We start from the raw sequence: 15,800 nt of genomic DNA, 5'->3' as shown, positions 1-15,800 counted from the left end.
TTTTGAATTTTAGATTTAATCGGGACTCTATCATTTAAAATCTAGAATCTGTTAATAGTTGGTGCATAAGTTAATATGGATATACTATTTCGTAACTCCCGGAGAAAACTTTCTCAAGGGCTATTGTTCTGGCTCGAAGTTGGTGAAGGAACTCCAGTAATTTTTTTGCATGGTGCTTGGAATGATAGTAATCAATGGGTAACAGTCATGCGATTACTTTCTCAAGATATCCATTGCTTAACACCTGATTTATTAGGTTTTGGTGAATCAGAAAATCCTAATATTCACCATTCAATAGATTTACAAGTAGATTGTTTAGCTGAATTACTCCAAGCTGTGAAATTAGAAAAAGTCTATTTAGTAGGAGATTCCATTGGGGCTTGGATTGCAGCTAGTTATGCTTTAAAATATCCAGAACAAGTATCTGGTTTGGTACTGTTAGAACCAGAGGGTGTAGGGGTAGCAGGACAAGAACAGCATTGGCAAAAAATGCAGCAATTGTTTAATTGTTCACCAATGGTAGTTAAAATTTTACGCTTACTAAAGCCTTTAATTAAATTAATTGGTTGGGAACAAAAAATTACTGAAGACTTACAACTAAGACAAAAATTGTTGCAATATCCTACAGCTTGTCAGTTATTATTTAACCGAAAGCAAGTAGAAATTGAGGCAGAATTATTACAAAATCGTTTGTACTCTCTAGAAGTACCTTGTTTAATTTTGCAAGGTGGTCAAGATACAGCAAATGCTTTAGCTAAAAGTAATACTTATGGGCGACTAATTTCTAAAGCTGAGTTAAAGATAATTGCCCATGCAGAAAATAATTTACCTGAATCTTGTGCTGGGGTTGTGGCTGGATATATTCGGGATTTTGTCAAGGAAAACTTGTAATTGCTAATTTATATAGTGGCTCGTTAAAACAAGGCTCAAATTAAACAACATTATCTAAAGTTTGCTGCCAATCTTCGACAGATATTCCTTCGCTTGCAAATCGTGATATGTGTTTTAAATTTGTTGTCACAACAATGACTTCATCAAAACTCTTTAGTTGCATAATTGCCTGAGCAGCAAGAATAACATCACCGTCTAAACTGTCATTACTTGCTGTGGGTTTTCCCTGGTTTCTTACCCATGCCCATAACTCTGCTGCTTTTCGCATTGTTTCAGGAGTTATGGGAATAAGAAAAGTTTGGCTGAGTGCATCAAGACGATCTAAACTCTTTTTCTTATCTTCTCTGATTAGTTCACGTCGAAGCTCGTAGTCAGCTATTTCTGGCACACGTATTACAGTTTTATTATCTCCTAAAGATTTCAACCACTGCTGTACTTTTGGATCTATTTTAGGATGGGTTACTTTGCTCAGTGGATGAGTATCTAACAAGATAACTCTACTCTTTGGTTCTGTAATTTCACTCATTCATTTTTGCTGCTAAAATACAAGCCGATTTTGGTTTAAAGCAGCTTCGATTTGAGGATAGGTTTTTTGGTCATAATCGGATTCATCAGCCATCCATTCATCTACCAGTTCTATGAATTTTTCTAAAGAATTAAAAGAATTATCTGTATGGATTGTATTGACTTCTAATTCAACCACTGGGGCGAAACTTTCTCGAATTTTGAGGATCAGCCATTTATCTGGACATTCGTTACTAGTCACTAATTTTGACACCTCTAATAAGAGAGCAGATCTTTCGAGTGCTTCATTAAAATGGCTTTTAGCATTCTCAATATTTGCTAACCGAGATGATTTAACTGGAATCAAAGCATTGACTTTGGCTCTCACTTCTAGTAGCTCCTCTACAGAAAGAGCGTCTAACTGCTGCATAATAACATCAATCATTAATGTTTTAGGCATAATTTCATGAGGTGTAAACTGCTATCTCTATTCTATGTCATCTGTAACTTGTTATGTTTACTTACGTTAAAAATTCATATTTCTCTTAACTATTCCCAAATAAGATTTTTGCCATTCCTAAAAAAATCAAATTTGTCTCGGCAATTAACCTTGCTGCTATGTCTGGAAATCTGGCTTTTAAATAGGTTGTTAACAAATTACTATCTCCTCCGGTAATTACGATTTTGCTGTCAGGAAATAAAGACAACCAAGATTCAACAAAATCTTTAATTCCTGCTAATAATGTGTAAATTACTCCACTTTGAATTGCTTCTGGTGTGTTCATGGCAAACCGTGGTGGTAATTCTATGATTTCACTGGTTTTTAATAATGGTAATTGTCCGGTTTTTTGACCGAGTGTTGTTAATTGTAAACCTAAACCTGGCAAAATCGCGCCTCCAATTAAACGCTGATTAGCATCTGCACCTGTAAAAGTCAGTGCTGTGCCGGCATCAATCACTAATATGGGAAAACCCCATTTTTTGCCGGCTCCATATAAAGCCAGGGCGCGGTCAATTCCTAGAGTGGGATACATACCCTGGAGGGGGATGTTGTTTAAGCTAATTAAACGGACATTGGGGTAAGTTTGCCAAAGTTGTGTTTGACTAGGAACTACGGAGGCTAAAACGAGAGTGATGGTGAGATGGGGAGAGAGGAAGATGGGGATAGAAGAAGATGGTGAGAGAGGAAAAGTATTTGTTTGAGCTAACTGTTGTATATCAGACTCTGATATATGAGGTGTATGCCAGGTTGAGTGGAGAGTTTGGTTGATAAATAAAGCCCAATGCAAGCGGGAATTACCAATCATCAATGCTAACCAACGGTTTTCGTTCACAGTTTTAAGTTTCTTAAGTCAGCCATAGGTTTTTTAAGAAAAACTAATATTCAACCCGTGTCACAATAAAGCAAGAGGAATAAATACTCATTTTGTCAAGGAGGGGAGTTATGGTGTTACTCACCGATAAACATGAAGGGCAGGGAAATCCAGCCCCAGAAAAACGTCTCACCATACAGACTGTTGAAATTGCTGAAGATACGACGGCGATTAGGTCTTTGGATTGGGATCGCGATCGCTTTGATATTGAGTTTGGTCTACAAAACGGTACAACATACAACTCTTTTCTGATTCGTGGTGAGCAAATTGCTTTAGTCGATACGTCTCACGAAAAGTTTCGTCAGCTCTATTTTGATACACTCACGGGTTTAATCAATCCTGAAGACATAAATTTTTTAATAATCAGCCATACAGAACCAGACCACAGCGGCTTGGTTAAAGATTTGCTGCAAATGGCTCCTGATATTACTGTAGTCGGTTCTAAGGTGGCGATTCAGTTTTTAGAAGATTTGGTACATCGACCTTTTAAACGGCGAATTGTCAAAAATGGAGATCGCTTGGATTTAGGAAATGGTCATGAATTTGAATTCGTCATTGCCCCTAATTTACACTGGCCTGACACCATTTTCAGCTTTGACCACAAAACCCAAACTCTCTTCACTTGCGATGCTTTTGGCTTGCATTACTGCACAGAAAGCACCTTTGATGATGACTTGGCTGCAATTGAAGAAGATTTTAAATATTACTACGATTGCTTGATGGGGCCAAATTCCCGTTCCGTGTTGTCGGCGATGAAGCGGATGGCAGAATTGAAAACTATCAAGATGATTGCTACTGGACACGGGCCGTTACTCTACCACAATGTCGAGGAACTAACGGGACGTTATCGCAGTTGGAGTCAAGGGCAAACCAAGGCCGAAACACCAGTAGGGATATTTTACGTTTCCGAGTATGGCTATAGCGATCGCTTGGCGCAATCAATCGCCAATGGTATCACTAAAACTGGCGTAGCGGTGGAAATGATAGATTTGGGTGGAGCAGTTGATTTACAAGAGTTGCGGGAACTGGTAGGACGCTGTACAGGTATAGTTGTGGGAATGCCCCCAGCCACTGAAAACCCTACAATTCAAGCTGCACTAAGCACCGTTTTAGGTTCTGCCAAAGAAAAACAAGCGATCGGTATTTTTGAAACCGGTGGTGGAAATGATGAACCCACTTACCCAATTTTAAATAAATTCCGATCTGCGGGTTTAAATGTTGCTTTCCCCGTAATTGAAATTCGGGAAACACCAACAGAAAACACTTTCAAAAAATGCGAAGAAGCCGGAACCGACTTAGGACAGTGGGTAACAAGAGATAAAAGCATCAAAGCCATGAAATCTCTTGGTGCTGACTTAGATAAAGCCTTGGGGAGAATTAGCGGCGGTTTATATATCATCACAGCCAAAAAAGGCGATGTATCTAGCGCCATGTTAGCTTCTTGGGTAAGTCAAGCCAGCTTTAAACCATTAGGGTTTTCCATCGCTGTAGCCAAAGACCGAGCAATTGAATCACTTATGCAAGTAGGCGATCGCTTCGTTCTCAACGTATTAGAAGAAGGTAACTATCAACCATTAATGAAACACTTCTTAAAACGATTCGCCCCCGGTGCAGATCGTTTTGAAGGAGTCAAAACCCAACCAGCAGAAAACGGTGCGCCCATTTTAGGTGATGCCCTAGCATACATGGAATGTGAAGTAGTCAGCAGAATGGACTGCGGCGATCATTGGGCAGTATTCAGCACAGTTTACGCTGGAAGAGTATCAAATCCTGACGCACTTACAGCAGTACACCATCGCAAAGTCGGAAACCACTATTAATTCGTAATTTGTAATTCGTAATTCGTAATTGAAGAGAACTTAAAAATTGCGAATTATGAATTATTAATTACCTTGTGGGGTGGGCAATGTTCACCATTGCTATAATTATGACCACGAAAAAATAGATTCTTGACAAATCATTGAAGATAGCTAGAAAAATTACAAATTATCAATCACATATCAGCAAATTATGGAAAATACTAAACCCCGTGATGTACAAATTCTGCCAATTGGGACAGATACAACAATATTAAGATCGCGCAGTTGGACAAGGTTACGATTTGAAATAGAATACGCTCTAGCTAAAGGCACAACAGCGAATTCTTTTTTAATTCAAGGTGATAAAATTGCCTTAATTGACCCACCAGGGGAAACTTTCACCGAAATTTATCTCCAAGCTTTACAACAACGGATTGATATTAAAGCCGTTGACTATGTAATTCTTGGTCACGTCAATCCTAACCGGGCTGCGACATTAAAAACGTTACGAGAAATTGCCCCACAAATTACTTTTGTTTGTTCAAATCCCGGAGCTATAAATTTAAAAGCAGCATTGGAAAATCAGGATTTACCAATTCTAGTAATGCGGGGAGACGAAACCCTAGATTTAGGTAAAGGACATGATCTGCAATTTATTCCTACACCTAATCCCCGTTATGCAGATGAACTTTGTACTTATGATCCCCAAACAGAAATATTATTTTCTGATAAGTTATTTGGGGCGCATATTTGCGGCGACCAAGTATTTGATGAAGGTTGGGAAGTCTTTAACGAAGATAGGCGTTATTATTTCGATTGTCTCATGGCTCCCCACGCCAGACAAGTAGAAACAGCTTTAGATAAATTGGCAGATTTACCAATTAGATTATACGCCACTGGTCATGGACCTTTGGTAAGATATGCCTTACAAGGATTAACCCACTCTTATCGGGAATGGACTCAACAGCAAACCAACGCTGATATGAGGGTGGCTTTGATTTATGCTTCTGCTTATGGGAATACTGCAACTGTAGCTCAAGCGATCGCACGTGGTATAACCAAAGCAGGTGTTAGTGTCGAGTCAATTAACTGCGAATTTACCGAACCCGAAGAAATCAAAGCCGCAGTTGAAAAGTGCGCCGGTTTTGTCATTGGTTCTCCCACATTAGGTGGACACGCACCTACACCAGTCCAAACAGCTTTAGGAATTGTTCTTTCTACCGCTACAAATAATAAATTAGCTGGGGTTTTTGGTTCTTTTGGTTGGAGTGGAGAAGCCGTTGATTTAATTGAAGGAAAACTCAAAGACGCAGGTTACAGATTTGGTTTTGACACCATTCGCGTCAAGTTCAAACCCAACGAAGTCACCCTACAAACCTGTGAAGAAGCCGGAACCGATTTCGCCCAAGCACTAAAACGCGCCGCGAAAAGAGCAGTTGTGGCTAAACAACCCGCTACTAATGTAGAACAAGCAGTTGGACGGATAGTTGGTTCTCTGTGTGTTGTCACCGCAACTCAAGGAGAAGTGAAAACAGGAATGTTAGCATCTTGGGTAACACAAGCCAGCTTTAACCCTCCTGGTTTAACCATTGCGGTAGCTAAAGAACGGGCTATGGAAACTCTAACCTACACTGGTAATCAATTTGTCGTCAATATCTTAGCTGAAGGCAGGGAAATACGCAAGCAGTTCATGAAGGTTTACGCCCCCGGACAAGATAGATTTGCGGGTTTGGAAACAGAAGAAGCTAGTAATGGTGGTATTATTCTCAACGGTGCTTTAGCTTACCTCGAATGTTCTGTCCAAAGTCGTATGGAAGCCGGTGATCATTGGTTGGTTTATGCAACTGTTAATGATGGGAAAGTGTTAAATCAAGATGCTGTGACTGCTGTACATCATCGCAAATCGGCGAGTTATTATTAAATAATACTCCTGATCTCGTTCCCAGGTAAAATCTAGGAACGAGCAAATTCCCTAAATCTGAATTACAGATAAAATATGCTGCACACCTTTACATTCCCACAGGAGATGATTGACAGCATTCAGGAAAGGATACAAGTCCTGAACAGATGCTTAAATAATGCTAACCCGCAAGATGAAGCAATTGCGGAAATGATCGAGTTGGCTAATAGTCGGCAAATATCTCTTAGTCAGCTTAAAGAGGAATTAGAAAAGTTACTTGAAAAGTTGATTAAGAGAAAAAAACTATATCAGGTAATTTATGAAAAAGAAATCCAGGGTGAATTACCTCTGTTACTATATGTAAAACATTATTTTATAATGAAAGAAATTATAGATATGGAATTTATAGACTTTGATTTATACTTAATTACAAAAAATCAAGAAATATTAAAAAAAATGACTATAAGTTTTGTGGAACTATTTAATAAAAATCAATCTAAAATAGAAATTGTACCTATTGTAGATAAAAATTTTTATAAATTATACATTCTTACAGAATCTTTCAAGCACTTTCTACAATCACTTATCAAAGCTTCTTTAAAGGCAAATGCCTTTACGGAAGAAGAGATTAGTGCTTTTAACTTAGGAGATATTACACCCAAAGAATCAGAAGCTATGTTGATTTCTTTAGCATCTACAGAAAAATGGGATTATGTGTATAGAAAACTTGCATAATCCTAAATTTATTGAAGAAGAAGATGTTTTAAATATACATAATAAACAGATTAACCTATATGGTGGCTTATTAGGTATCCGAGATAAAGATTTATTAAGTTCCGCAATTTGCGTCCCTCAAGCAAGTTTTGCAGGAAAGTTTTTACATCCTACAATTGTTGAACAAGCAGCAGCATATTTGTTTCATATTATTAAAAACCATGCTTTTATAGATGGAAATAAACGAACTGCTTTTGATGTCATGATAACATTTTTAAATTTAAATGATTATGACCTAAACATGACACCAAAGGAAGCAGAGCAATTAACAATACAGGTTGCTGATAATAAAGTCAGTAAAGAAGAATTGATTGAAATATTGAGAGATTGTGTTATGGAACTATTTTAAACTTTGTCAATGTTTAGAGTAAATCATGTTTTTATGAGACTGGCTTGACGAGCCTCTCTTTATAGACAAAATTTTAGCGATATCTACGATGATCTAGGCTAAAGCTCTCATTTTCCCATTTTTTCTAATTCTTCTCGCAATACTCTTCTTAAAGTTGCTTCTAAGGGTTCACGGCGTTGTTGAATATACTCAAGCAAGGCATCATTAATCAATGTTTGGTAATTCCCCCCCACCCGCTTGGTGTACTTGCTCACGAAACCATATCAGTATTTCATCATCTAGGCGAATTGTAATCCGAGTTTTTCCCGGTGGTGTGGGTTCAATCGCACCCCGTTTACCTTGACTAAAATTATACTCAGTTTCCATAATTTATTCATCCTCATCTTATATGCACATTCGTACATCCTATCAAAGGAGAAATGCTAAGTTAATAAAATAGTAGGTTGGGTAGAACGAAGTGAAACCCAACAAATTCAAGGAAATGTTGGGTTTCGTTCCTCAGCCCAACCTACGTAGAATAAAAAATGATAGTACATTTTTGAAGTTTACCATCCACAAGCGATCGCTTTCCTCCCCCCAAGCATCACATTTTTGGAGTTTTGACAAAGGTGATGTAAATGCAATATGCAGGAAAATAAAAAATATATTCCTCGTTCCCAGACTCCGGCTGGGAATGCCTACCAGGAGGCTCTGCCTCCAATCCCAGAATACAGCCATTTTACCCGATTTTGTGCTGGTAATTGAGGCAGAGCCTCATCAACTGCATTCCTAGTCAGAGACTAGGAACGAGAAAAATAAAATCATTAAACCGTGTATAATCCCTCGTTCCCAGACTCCGGCTGGGAATGCCTATCAAGAGGCTCTGCCTCCAATCCCAGAATACAAGCCATTTTACCAGCTTTTGTAGTAGTGGTTGAGGCAGAGCCTCATCAACTGCATTCCTAGTCAGAGACTAGGAACGAGAAAAATTTCTCTTAATCCCTATTAATCCCTATTAGGGATTGAAACATATAATATTTTTATAGGTCTGTTGATTCTGAAAATTTTAACACAGAACAATTGCACTAATAACCTGAAATGAATACTGTCACCTTAAACCTAGATACAGTTATTCGCCTGACAGATGATCAGTTTTACCAACTCTGCATGGCCAATAAAGATGTAAGCTTAGAACTCAATGCACAAGGAGAATTAATTATTGTGCCACCAGTAGGAGGAGAAAGCGGACGTAGTGAATCTGATTTAAATTTTAAAGTCAGTCTTTGGAATCACCAAACCAAATTAGGAATTGTATTTAGTTCCTCAACCATCTTCCGACTTCCCAATGGTGCGAAACGTTCACCTGATGTTGCTTGGATAAAACTAGAACGTTGGGAAGCATTAACAGCAGAAGAACGGGAAAAATTTCCCCCACTCACACCAGATTTTATTATTGAACTGAGATCAAAATCAGACAGACTCAAAACCCTGCAAGAAAAAATGCAGGAATATATAGATAATGGTTTGCGTTTGGGTTGGTTAATTAATCCCCAAGACAAACAAACAGAAATTTACCGACTAGGAAAACTTGTAGAAATCGTTCAACTTCCTGCTGTACTTTTTGGAGAAGATGTTTTACCAGGATTTGAATTACAGCTTTAAAATTAAATTGAAAATTAAAAACCAAAAAAGTAACCCACCCCGCAGCCGGAATGGGTCACTTTTATCTAACAAAACTTAATGGTTTAGCAGATTGAACGTCGTAGTTGCTACTTAGTAGCGACCACCGCCGCCACCGCCGCCACGGCCACCGCCGCCGCCACCGTATCCACCGCGACCACCGCCGCCGCCACCGCCGAAGGAACCACCACGGTCTTCTTTGGGCTTGGCTTTATTAACTTTTAAGTCACGACCCATCCATTCAGCACCATCAAGTGCTTCGATAGCCGCTGTTTCTTCTGCTTCTGTACCCATCTCTACGAAAGCAAAACCGCGTACACGGCCTGTTTCACGGTCAGTGGGGATCTGAACACGCTTTACAGAACCATATTCTGCAAAGACCTGTGTTAAAGCATCCTGTGTAACTTCGTAAGAAAGATTACCTACGTAAACCGACATATTATGTCTCCAAAATCACGGGTTTGTAGAGATTTAGATTTCGGAGAGCAGTCTGTAAATACCACAAGTGGAAAGCCTGTCAATACTAACAACAAAACACTAATCGCCGAATTAATTCTCTCCACAATCATTACATATAAATCGGCTTTTTGGGTAAAAATTTCACAAAATTTTTATAAACTTTTTTATCAGTCCTTGCAAACTGCTTATTGGCTGGTATCTCAACCCACTTGATGGGTGGTGAAGACAAGCCTAGCCAGGATAGATAAGTGGAACTTTTCTGCTCAATTATCCATTGATTCTCCCATATGTTCCAATTTTAGCGGAGGCCAAGGATTTTATGCTTGGTTGCAGAATGAGGTTATTGAATTGCCACCACTTGGCTAGAACTGACAATACCTAACTGCTAATCCGCTTTTCCAAGTATTGACCAATCATTAACTGTTCACCAGCACGGGAAATTATACTCTGTCTGGTGCGGTATTTATTACCAATGAGTTTGATTTCTTCTTCAAAGACTGAGTTGTTGTACTCGGTTCGCAAACACATGGTTTGGGGATTGGGGAAATAAAATTGGGCGGTGACTGGTTTAGTTGTAGCAAAACCGCGATCGCGGTACAAAATCTTTCCCAGCACACCAAACACTGTCATACCAGTCGATTCTTTTCTAGCTTTGTGTATATCAGTGCTTTCCCAAGTGACTTTAGCACCACAAGTCAAAATCTCTAAATTTGGCAAATCATGTAATTGAGCCAGTTTTTGCAATTCATCTTCCCCCTGTTCTAAAAACTGGATGGTAATCATACTGACCATCTCTTGAGTTTCTCCTTGGGGTAGGGTGTAATAGCGCCGTTCAGATCGCCAATCACCTACTGATGCTAGGAAAAACTCTGCAATCTCCTGTTGATCAGCAGTTTGGATAATTTTAAGCGGTGATGTCACTTATTACCTTCCTCATCTAAACAGTGAATAAGTTGCTGCCGTGTCTGTATTTTTATGCTCAGTAAGTCCATCGCCTTGTCATCAATCTGGACTTATACTATGATGGCGACTAAAGCAATAATTGTTTACTATTCGTAATACTTACACAAAAAAGTCAAAAATACTAGTCCTTGAGATACATTTCCGATCAGGAGCTAGAAATGGTAAAACCGCTGACCAATTAAGTAGAAAGAACTGCGTAAGCCTTACTGCTGTCAGCACAGGGTGGCAAAAACGATGGTTTGATATTCTTGTTTGTTGATTTCACCTACTCAAACCATGACTAATTACCTATTACATTTTGCTGACAAAATCTTTATACTTATTTTATAGTTTCTGGGATCATTAGAAATTATATACATCTATATCCTCTGGATATAGTAAAAATTCTGTCAGTTTTATTTAGTAAAAAAAGTAATTGGGGATACATAAATAGCATGAAAAAGCTAAATTTTTATCGCTATTTTTGTCATTTGTATCTATTGAAAATTACTTGCTAATAAACTGCGATTTGAGTGCAAAGACTCCCTCAATTGGAGAAATATTCATGATTTTGGACGGAAATAAGTCAGAAAAACAGGTTAAAAACCCCACTTCTCTAGTTGCCAACCCAGTCATGAATGGCTATAGTTTATTCACATTCTGTTTACTGGGATTATTGACAGCAAGTTGTGGTTCATTGCCAAAAGAATCAGCTGAAGCGCAGTCTAGGCAACCGGGTGGTAGAGAAAGAGGTAATAATGAAACTGCTGTAGATATAGCGATCGCACAGACCAACTTATTAAGCCCCTCAGCAGAATATATAGGTAACACCACAGCATTTCGGATAGTTTCAGTGCGATCGCAAGTAGAAGGGCGACTACTAGCATTAAATCTAGACGTTGGAGATACAGTCCAGCGAGGACAAATCATCAGCCAATTAGATGATGTTCTCCTCAAAACAGGATTACAGCAGGCAGAGGCAGAACTAGCAGCCCGTCAATCAGAAGTAGCCAGGGCCATGACCCAGGTAAGTAATGCAAACGCCGAAGTAGAAAAAGCCCGGTTAGAAGTAGTACAAGCCAAAGCAGATTCTCAAAGACAACAAAAATTATTGAAAGAGGGCGCAATTTCCGAACAAGTCGCCCAACAAGCTCAAACCAAAGCTCAAACAGCAGCCCAAGCCCTTCAAGCCACAATTGCACAAGTCAGAACCGAAAAGCAAGCCGTCGCTGCTGCCCAAGGTATAGTATTTGCCCAACAAGCAGCAGTTTCTGCGGCCAAAGAACGCCGTTCATACTCCCGCTTAATCTCCCCCATTACTGGCATCGTCACAGAAAAAGTCACAGAACCAGGTAATCTCCTCCAACCAGGTAACGAAGTCTTAAAAATAGGTGACTTCAGTCGGATTAAAGTCGTAGTCCAAGTATCTGAATTAGAACTAGGAAAAATTCAGGTTGGACAATCGGTAAAAGTGCGACTAGATGCTTTCCCGGAGACAAATATCATGGGTAGAGTTACTCGCATTTCTCCAACTGCTGATAGTACAGCCCGTTTAGTACCGGTAGAAGTAGTGATTCCTAATAGCGGTGGAAAAATTGGTAGTGGACTACTAGCGCGAGTCAATTTTACTTCTGGGACACCACAGCGAGTCGTAGTGTCACAAACAGCAATTACTGATTCCCAAAGACAAACACGACAAGAAGAAAACAATGGCAAATTATTTGTCTTGGATGAAAAAGACGGTCAACCCAAGGTCAAAGAAAGAACGGTAACTTTAGGGAAAACAGCAAACGGTAAAGTAGAAATTCTTTCTGGCTTACAACCAGGAGAAAGTTATGTTGTTCGCAGTAGTCAGCCATTAAAAGATGGTGCAGTTGTGAAATTATCAATTTTGTCAGAAAAATAACAACAAGCTGGAAAAATGCAGACAACAAACACTAACAACGGATTTAGTATCAGTGCTATTTCTATCCGCCAGCATATTGGTACACTCATGCTCACCTTGGCTGTGATTGTCATGGGCGTATTTTTCATTATTCGTTTACCTGTAGATTTACTTCCATCTATTACCTATCCCCGGATTGGGGTGCGGATAGAAGCCCCAGGAATTTCTCCAGAGGTAGCAGTTGATGAAGTCACAAAACGTTTAGAAGAAGCCTTTTCCGCGACTGAAGGTGTAATTCAGGTTTTTTCCCAAACCCGTGAAGGTCAAATTAGTTTAGATTTATACTTTCGACCGGGAGGAAATATTGACCAAGCCCTCAATGATGCCACAGCATCCTTTAACCGGTCTAGAAACCAATTACCAGATAATATTCAAGAAGCACGGGTATTTAAAATTGATCCTTCCCAATTACCTGTTTATGAATTTGCGATCACTTCACCTTCTCTTAAAGGTGTTGATTTACGAGTTTTTGCCGAAGAAGAATTAGCCCGTGAATTGGGCGTAGTAGAAGGAGTTGCTGGGGTCAGTGTATCGGGAGGAGTGAAGGAAGAAGTCAGGGTAAATATTGATTTAGAACGTCTCCAAGCCGTTGGTGTGGGTTTGACAGATGTACTCAATGAACTCCAAAACCGCAACCAAGATATTTCCGGTGGTCGGATTTTAGGAACAAATTCAGAAGCTTTAACCCGGACTGTGGGACGCTTCCAAAGTGCCGATGAACTTAATAATCTTTCCTTTGAAGTATCCGCGCCAAATTCTGCTATCAAAAACCGTGTTTACTTGCGAGACTTTGCTGAAGTTATTGATGGATCAGAAAAACAGCGAGTCTATGTTTTTCTCAATGGCGAAGAAGCAGTAAAAGTCAGCGTTCAAAAACAGCCAGATGCTAACACCATCAATGTTGTCGATGGCGTGAAAAAACGTCTAGCAGAATTGCAAAAAGGGGGTGTGATTCCTCAAGAAGCAACTCTCACAGCTACCTTAGATGAATCAAAATTTATCCGTGATTCCATAGCGAATGTGACTACTTCTGGGTTAATTGGCTCAGGTTTAGCTGCGATCGCAGTTTTACTCTTTTTGGGTTCTCTACGCCAAACCTTTATTATTGTCGTTTCCATTCCCCTAGCATCTTTAACAGCGATTATCTTAATGGGTTTATTTGGCTTGTCACTTAACGTTTTTAGCTTAGGTGGTTTAGCATTAGGCGTGGGAATTGTGGTTGATAATTCCATCGTCATGTTAGAAAACATAGCTGAGGGAATTAGTCAAGTAAAAATTCGCAATCAAGAATCAAAATTATCAGTTTCGTCAATTATTCAACAATCTGAAGATAGCAGCCGAGAAGTAGAATCAGCTTTAGTTGCTTCCACTAGTACTAATTTAGTTGCAGTATTGCCATTTTTATTAATTGGTGGTTTTATCTCATTACTCTTCAACGAGTTAATTCTCACCATCAGTTTTTCTGTAGCGGCTTCAATTTTAATTGCCGTTACCGTTGTTCCCATGCTGACATCGCGTTTATTAAGTTTACCTGTTTCTAGTTCCCTCAATAATTTTTGGCCATTGCGGGTATTTAATAGCCGTTTTGAGGCAGCAACAAGAGCTTATAGTAGCTTTTTAGGTGGTATATTGCGCTGGAGATTATTGACAATTGCGCTCACAATTATCTTATTAGGTGGTGGCAGCTTGTGGATAGCTCCTCAAATTCCCCAAGAAATTCTCCCTCGCATCAATACCGGACAAGTTAACTTAATTGCTCAGTTTCCCCCCGGTATACCCTTAGAAACTAACCAAAAAGTCATGAAAGCTGTAGATGGCATTCTCCGTCAACAGCCAGAAACAGAATATGTATTTTCTACAGTTGGCGGTTTTCTCTTTGGTAACAACAGCACTGCTAACCCTCTGCGAAGTTCCAGCACTATTACCCTTAAACCAGGCTCAAACGTAGAGACTTATGTTGAACGTGTCACCAAAGAATTTAGCAAGCTTAACTTAGTAGATATTCGTCTCCGTCTCACCCCTGGTCAAGTGCGGGGTTTAATTCTCAACAACTCCCCTGTTCGCAACGCTGATGTTGACATCATTCTCCAAGGAAATGACTCCGACACTTTGGAACAAGCCGGTCGGGAATTATTAGCAAATTTAGAACAAAAAGCCACCGCAGTCAGATTCCGTCCTGAGGCAGATGCGCGTCAACCAGAAATTCAGATATTACCCGACTGGGAACGAGTTGCAAAAGTTGGTTTAAATACCAAAGATATCGGAGACACAATCCAGACCGCAATTGAAGGTAGTATACCCACCCAACTGCAACGGGATAACCGTTTAGTTGATGTCCGGGTACAGTTAGACGAAACTTCTGTACAATCAACTTCTCAGTTAGAGAGATTACCTCTATTTGTGGAAGGTAATCAACAAATCCGCTTGAGTGATGTAGCAAAAATTGCCGAAGCGCAAGCACCAGGAGAAATTCAACGGATTAATCAGCGTCAAGTCTTCCTCATAGCGGGTAATTTGGCAGAAGGAGCAAGTCTAACTCAAGCGCTAGAACAGGTAGATCAAGTCCTCAACAATGCAAATTTCCCCCAAGGGGTGAGTCTTTTACCCAGTGCGACAGCGGAATCTAATAAAGAACTACAAAACTCGCTGCAAGTGTTAGGAGGATTAGCCATCTTCTTAGTCTTTGTCGTCATGGCTGTACAATATAATTCCCTCGTAGACCCTTTTGTAATTTTGTTTACTATTCCTCTAGCATTAGCTGGGGGTATTTTTGGGCTTTATATTACTGAAACTGCCATTGGCGCAACAGTAGTTGTCGGTGCGGTCTTGTTAGTAGGTATCGTGGTTAACAACGCCATTATTATGGTGGAACTAGCTAATCAACTTCGGGAACGAGAACACATTGACCGCAAAACCGCAATTTTAAAAGCCGCACCCCAACGTTTACGCCCTATTTTGATGACAACCATTACGACTGTTTTAGGTATGTTCCCTCTCGCGTTGGGAATTGGAGATGGTTCAGAATTTCTCCAACCATTGGGTGTAGTCGTATTTTCTGGTTTGTCTTTAGCAACAGTGCTAACGCTGTTTATTATTCCCTGTTTTTATACTTTGTTACACGATTTAATTGGTGGACGTTGGGCTAAACCTATATTTATCAGGTTGCGGATTTGGAAAAGGAAGTATCAGTAAGATATAGGGTGTA

At 39.6% G+C, this 15,800-nt stretch carries 15 protein-coding genes; 9 read left to right on the top strand and 6 right to left on the bottom strand.

Annotation, left to right across the window (positions count from 1 at the left end; translation table 11 throughout):
• The first annotated feature begins 75 nt into the window (after positions 1-75).
• Positions 76-891: an alpha/beta fold hydrolase gene (locus tag ACOWPH_RS07045; RefSeq protein WP_015214712.1), complete on the top strand. Its 816-nt coding sequence runs from the start codon at positions 76-78 to the stop codon at positions 889-891.
• 40 nt (positions 892-931) lie between these two features.
• Here the strand turns inward: ACOWPH_RS07045 and ACOWPH_RS07040 are convergent, their stop codons facing one another.
• The 3 genes from ACOWPH_RS07040 to ACOWPH_RS07030 form a co-directional block, all read right to left on the bottom strand.
• Positions 932-1,417 carry a type II toxin-antitoxin system VapC family toxin gene (locus ACOWPH_RS07040; protein WP_015214711.1) on the bottom strand — a complete coding sequence of 162 codons (486 nt, stop codon included), beginning with the start codon at positions 1,415-1,417 and terminating at the stop codon, positions 932-934.
• A 12-nt stretch (positions 1,418-1,429) separates the two neighbouring features.
• Positions 1,430-1,855: a hypothetical protein gene (locus ACOWPH_RS07035; RefSeq protein WP_015214710.1), complete on the bottom strand. Its 426-nt coding sequence runs from the start codon at positions 1,853-1,855 to the stop codon at positions 1,430-1,432.
• Positions 1,856-1,940: 85 nt separating this feature from the next.
• Positions 1,941-2,729, bottom strand: a complete 789-nt coding sequence (locus ACOWPH_RS07030; protein ID WP_085930367.1) for a pantothenate kinase — start codon at positions 2,727-2,729, stop codon at positions 1,941-1,943.
• Positions 2,730-2,839: 110 nt separating this feature from the next.
• Between ACOWPH_RS07030 and ACOWPH_RS07025 the strand changes: the two genes are divergently transcribed.
• From ACOWPH_RS07025 to ACOWPH_RS07010, 4 genes are all read left to right on the top strand, one after another.
• Positions 2,840-4,588: a diflavin flavoprotein gene (locus tag ACOWPH_RS07025; RefSeq protein ID WP_015214708.1), complete on the top strand. Its 1,749-nt coding sequence runs from the start codon at positions 2,840-2,842 to the stop codon at positions 4,586-4,588.
• 190 nt (positions 4,589-4,778) lie between these two features.
• Positions 4,779-6,488: a diflavin flavoprotein gene (locus ACOWPH_RS07020; RefSeq protein WP_015214707.1), complete on the top strand. Its 1,710-nt coding sequence runs from the start codon at positions 4,779-4,781 to the stop codon at positions 6,486-6,488.
• Positions 6,489-6,593: 105 nt separating this feature from the next.
• Positions 6,594-7,202, top strand: a complete 609-nt coding sequence (locus ACOWPH_RS07015) for a hypothetical protein (RefSeq protein ID WP_250855144.1) — start codon at positions 6,594-6,596, stop codon at positions 7,200-7,202.
• Positions 7,180-7,590 (top strand): type II toxin-antitoxin system death-on-curing family toxin, encoded by a 411-nt coding sequence (locus ACOWPH_RS07010; RefSeq protein ID WP_015214704.1) that lies wholly within the window; start codon positions 7,180-7,182, stop codon positions 7,588-7,590. The genes ACOWPH_RS07015 and ACOWPH_RS07010 overlap by 23 nt, the downstream gene beginning before the upstream one ends.
• 204 nt (positions 7,591-7,794) lie before the next feature.
• Here ACOWPH_RS07010 and ACOWPH_RS07005 read toward each other — a convergent pair whose 3' ends face one another.
• Positions 7,795-7,956: a BrnA antitoxin family protein gene (locus tag ACOWPH_RS07005; RefSeq protein ID WP_242043141.1), complete on the bottom strand. Its 162-nt coding sequence runs from the start codon at positions 7,954-7,956 to the stop codon at positions 7,795-7,797.
• A gap of 711 nt (positions 7,957-8,667) precedes the next feature.
• On the opposite strand from ACOWPH_RS07005, the gene ACOWPH_RS07000 reads away from it, so the two are divergent.
• The gene (locus tag ACOWPH_RS07000; RefSeq protein ID WP_015214703.1) at positions 8,668-9,231 is read left to right on the top strand and encodes a Uma2 family endonuclease; all 564 of its coding nucleotides are present in this window, start codon (positions 8,668-8,670) and stop codon (positions 9,229-9,231) included.
• A 111-nt stretch (positions 9,232-9,342) separates the two neighbouring features.
• Here ACOWPH_RS07000 and ACOWPH_RS06995 read toward each other — a convergent pair whose 3' ends face one another.
• Positions 9,343-9,687, bottom strand: coding sequence for an RNA recognition motif domain-containing protein (locus ACOWPH_RS06995; RefSeq protein ID WP_015214702.1), 345 nt, complete (start codon positions 9,685-9,687; stop codon positions 9,343-9,345).
• 3 nt (positions 9,688-9,690) lie between these two features.
• Here ACOWPH_RS06995 and ACOWPH_RS06990 point away from each other — a divergent pair, with 3 nt between their 5' ends.
• Positions 9,691-9,921 (top strand): hypothetical protein, encoded by a 231-nt coding sequence (locus ACOWPH_RS06990; RefSeq protein WP_042464962.1) that lies wholly within the window; start codon positions 9,691-9,693, stop codon positions 9,919-9,921.
• A 165-nt stretch (positions 9,922-10,086) separates the two neighbouring features.
• Here the strand turns inward: ACOWPH_RS06990 and ACOWPH_RS06985 are convergent, their stop codons facing one another.
• Positions 10,087-10,629, bottom strand: a complete 543-nt coding sequence (locus ACOWPH_RS06985) for a phycobiliprotein lyase (protein WP_015214701.1) — start codon at positions 10,627-10,629, stop codon at positions 10,087-10,089.
• Positions 10,630-11,215: 586 nt separating this feature from the next.
• Between ACOWPH_RS06985 and ACOWPH_RS06980 the strand changes: the two genes are divergently transcribed.
• Positions 11,216-12,556, top strand: coding sequence for an efflux RND transporter periplasmic adaptor subunit (locus ACOWPH_RS06980; protein WP_015214700.1), 1,341 nt, complete (start codon positions 11,216-11,218; stop codon positions 12,554-12,556).
• Positions 12,557-12,571: 15 nt separating this feature from the next.
• On the top strand, positions 12,572-15,787 hold the full coding sequence (locus ACOWPH_RS06975) for an efflux RND transporter permease subunit (protein WP_015214699.1): 3,216 nt from the start codon (positions 12,572-12,574) through the stop codon (positions 15,785-15,787).
• Positions 15,788-15,800: the final 13 nt, after the last annotated feature.

Source organism: Anabaena sp. PCC 7938, assembly GCF_049315035.1.
In the GTDB taxonomy this organism is placed as follows: domain Bacteria; phylum Cyanobacteriota; class Cyanobacteriia; order Cyanobacteriales; family Nostocaceae; genus Anabaena; species Anabaena cylindrica.
This window is presented reverse-complemented; position numbering and strand designations above follow the sequence as displayed.